Genomic DNA, 2,265 nt, shown 5'->3' on the forward strand with positions numbered 1-2,265 from the left:
GCCATGGGCCGCCCTGCTGCACGACCAGCACCGCCAGCATCGCCACCGCCAATGTCCTTGCCGCCGACCGCGAAAGACGCGGCGGCATGACGAGGCTGAACACGTAAATCACCGCCGCCGCCAACGAAAACACCAGCGTCGCATTGGCATTGGCATCGATGCCGCCGGGAAACGGCATCATGCGTTTGCCTCGCTCGTAGCCCTCTTGCGCAGGAACAGCGATTTCGCCGCCAGTGCCGCGCCGCCGGTGATCAGCACGCAGGCGGCGAGGATGCGCCATGACGGCTCGGCGAAGCCGGCGGCGATCAGCACCAGGGTGGACAGCAGCGGCGCGGCATAGCTCGCCGCCCCCAGCACCTGGATGTTGCCGCGCTTGACGCCGATGTCCCAGGCATAGAACGCCGCCCCCACCGGCATCAGACCGAGGCCGAGCACGGCCAGCCACTGGCCGGCGCTGTCGGGCAGCACCGTCTGTTCAAGCAACAGATGGCAGACCAGCGAAAGGGCCGCGGTGGCGGCGCAAAACCAGGTGACGATGCTGGTCGGCACCGACGGGAAGCGCCGCGACAACAGCGAATAGGACGACCACAGCACCGCACAGACGCCGGCCATGGCGTAGCCGAAGGCATAACGCGCATCGAAGGCAAGCCCGCCGCCCTTGGTGACGATCAGGACCGTGCCGGCAAGGCCGAGCAGCGCGCCGACGATATGGTTCCAGGCCAGCCGCTCGCCAGGCATCAGCGCCGATCCGAGCACGATCAGCAGCGGCCACAGATAAGCGATCAGGCTGGCCTCGACGGCCGGTGCATTGCGCAGCGCGGTGAAGTAGAAGAAGTGATAGCCGAACAGGCCGGCAATGCCGATCACCCAGACTTTGCGTGGTATTTTGACCTGGCGCGGTATCCTCGCGGCGCCGTCGGCTGCCGGCATGAACAGCCGGGCAACCAGCCCGACGCAGGTGCCGATCGTAAAGGTGATTGCCGAAAGCAGGAACGGCGGCACGGCGCCCGAAGCATCCGTAAGCAGCGCCAGCAGCGCCCACATGGCGACCGCGGAGAAGCCGATCAGTGTTGCGCGCGCCATATCAGTCGCCCCCATGCCCGTTGGCGGCGCACCATCACGCCTATTCGTTTGCTTCGAACCGCTCCGCGCTGATCGTCAACGGGCCGATTTGCGTACTGACCGTGGCGCGGATCGGCGCATATACGCCGCTTTGGCCGACCGGTGCAAACGTCACCATGATGCGGCTGCGTTTCTTCAGGTAGTTCAGCGCCTTGCGGTTCTTGCGGTAGCCGGCCACCGGCTCGAAGCCAAGCCTGCAGGTGACCGTATCACCCTGGTAGCCGGTCACCGAGATCGAGCCTTTGGACTCGTAGGTCAGTTTCAGATCGGCACGCATTTCGCCGTCATAGAGCTTCACCGTGCGCCCGCAGACCTGGTCGAGGCTGTCGGCATGGATGACGGTCGCGGCCATCGGATCGAGGACGGATACGAGATCGCTGCCGACCAGCGGTATCCAGTTGTTGGGATTGCGCTTCTTCGGCTCAGGCACGACCTTGGTCGAGGTGACGACGCCGTTGGCAAACTGGATGTCGATCATCGATGCCTTCTTGCCGGACGTGTAGTCGGCGTGGAACGCTTGCGGCTGCAACTGCTTGCCCGAAATCTTGCCCTTCGACGAGATCGTGCCTTTCGTATCGTCGAACAAAGTGGCGAGCCCGGCGGCGGAGACGCTGCCCTCGATCGAATAGGTGTCGCCCTCGTAATCGCTGGAGAATTTCGCCTTGGCCACGGAGAGGCCGAGGAACGATACCGAATACTCGCCCGTGAAGGATTGCGGCTCTGCGGTCGAAGCCGTCGTCGACAGCACGACGGCCACCAACACGATCAGGGCATGGAGGAAAGAACGAGGCATGGCGGGTCCTTGATTGTCGACCGGACGGGCGGCTCCGGTCTGGCATGTCCCTGTGCGACCGTTTATAGGCTGAATTCCGGCCTTAATGTGAAAGGCGGCTTCGGCAGGAAACGCTGGGGCTGGTCGACCGCCAAAATAAAAAACCCGCCTTGGCGGGCGGGTCGTTGGAGCCAATTAGCACCATACCGGAACTAATAGCATAGCTGCCGGCACAAAGCAAGAACAAAATGTGGCGCTCTCGACGAATTTGCCGATCTGCCTCGGCCCCGCAGAGGGAAAGGGTTGCGGCTTCACTCCAGCTTGGGTTCCTCGCCCCCACGAAAGTGGGGGAGAGGTGGCTCGGCGAAGCC

2 protein-coding genes and 1 pseudogene are annotated in these 2,265 nt (G+C 63.8%); all 3 read right to left on the reverse strand.

Annotation, left to right across the window (positions count from 1 at the left end; all coding sequences use genetic code 11):
• A pseudogene (locus E5W70_RS30145) lies at positions 1-181 on the reverse strand (lysoplasmalogenase); the annotation flags it as partial.
• Positions 178-1,083, reverse strand: a complete 906-nt coding sequence (locus E5W70_RS30150; RefSeq protein ID WP_292664927.1) for an EamA family transporter — start codon at positions 1,081-1,083, stop codon at positions 178-180. The pseudogene E5W70_RS30145 and the gene E5W70_RS30150, both read right to left, overlap by 4 nt.
• 40 nt (positions 1,084-1,123) lie before the next feature.
• Entirely contained in the window at positions 1,124-1,915 is a 792-nt protein-coding gene (locus tag E5W70_RS30155; RefSeq protein WP_292664928.1) for a DUF3108 domain-containing protein, read from the reverse strand.
• Positions 1,916-2,265 lie beyond the last annotated feature (350 nt).

Source organism: Mesorhizobium sp. (genome assembly GCF_005063415.1).
In the GTDB taxonomy this organism is placed as follows: domain Bacteria; phylum Pseudomonadota; class Alphaproteobacteria; order Rhizobiales; family Rhizobiaceae; genus Mesorhizobium.